This is a genomic window from Corynebacterium gottingense, from assembly GCF_003693265.1.
Classification (GTDB): Bacteria; Actinomycetota; Actinomycetes; order Mycobacteriales; family Mycobacteriaceae; genus Corynebacterium; species Corynebacterium gottingense.
Window position 1 is genome coordinate 1 of the sequence record NZ_RDRE01000158.1, and the last position, 1,038, is coordinate 1,038.

At 69.8% G+C, this 1,038-nt stretch carries 2 protein-coding genes; both read right to left on the reverse strand.

The features are described 5' to 3' along the window. Positions 1-31 precede the first annotated feature (31 nt). Positions 32-403 carry a YidH family protein gene (locus EAW56_RS12440; protein ID WP_095553798.1) on the reverse strand — a complete coding sequence of 124 codons (372 nt, stop codon included), beginning with the start codon at positions 401-403 and terminating at the stop codon, positions 32-34. A 10-nt stretch (positions 404-413) separates the two neighbouring features. Further along, complete coding sequence (locus EAW56_RS12445; RefSeq protein ID WP_167457448.1) at positions 414-914, reverse strand: VanZ family protein; 501 nt, start codon at positions 912-914, stop codon at positions 414-416. Between the last annotated feature and the right edge of the window lie 124 nt (positions 915-1,038).

Consider the following 1,038-nt stretch of genomic DNA (forward strand, 5'->3'; position numbering starts at 1 on the left):
GCGAGCGGGATCGGCCGCGTCTGCTGCCCCATCAGGTCAGGCTGACCAGGACGACGACGGCGGCGAGGAAGATGCCCACGCCGAGGACGGGCACGATCGCCGGGGCCGGGAGGGGGCGGCCGTGCCGCAGGGCGCGCTCGAGGCGCGCCCAGCGCACCGCCGCGCCCAGCGAGATCGCCATCGCGATGACCACGATCACGGCGGCGATGATGGAGCGCGTGGCGGGGTCGATCCCCGGCAGGTCGAAGGCCTCGAGCGCGATGCCCCCGGCCAGAAACGCGAGGGCGGTGCGGGTCCAGGCGAGGAAGGTGCGCTCGTTAGCAAGCGTGAAGCGGGGGTCCGGCTCGGTGCCGTCCGGGAAGACCCGGCGCGTAAACCAACCGCGCTGCGTGTCCTGACTCATGCCCCCTACCCTAGGCGATGAACGCGGCCAGCTGGTTCGCGCCGAGCGAAAGGTACGGCACGAGGATGACCACGGCGCAGGCGTTGAACAGCCACATCGCGGTGGGCGACTTGTGCAGGGAGGCGGCGGCAGCGCCGATGAGGCCGCCGGTGGTGTTGAAGATGAGGTCGTCCATGTCGCTGTAGCCCGCCGCGAGGAGGAATTGCAGGGACTCGACGGTGAGGCTGGCGAGGAAGCAGAAGCAGGTGGTGGCGGCGACGGAGCGTCGATAGGCGATATAGCCCACGGGGACAAAGAGGGCGAGGTTGCCAAAGAGGTTGAACCAGGGGCCCCACCACACGCGGTAGTGCTGAAAGGAGACGAAGGGGTCGAGGCGGATCTGCTGGATCTGGTGCGCGGCGGCGTCCCACAGGCCGGGGACGGAGATGTAGGCCTTGCCCACCGTGAAGGCGAGCACGAAGGCGGCCGCGACCGTGAGGCTCAGCGTGTACAGGGCGGGCGAGATTTTCACCTGGGCAACACTAGCGCCCCGCATTGCCCTGCTACTGGGGGTTGGCTGCGTGGTTGCTGGGGACCTGGCCGCCCGAGGCCTGCAGGTACGCGTGCGCGAACGCGAGCAGCGCCACCGGCAGCGT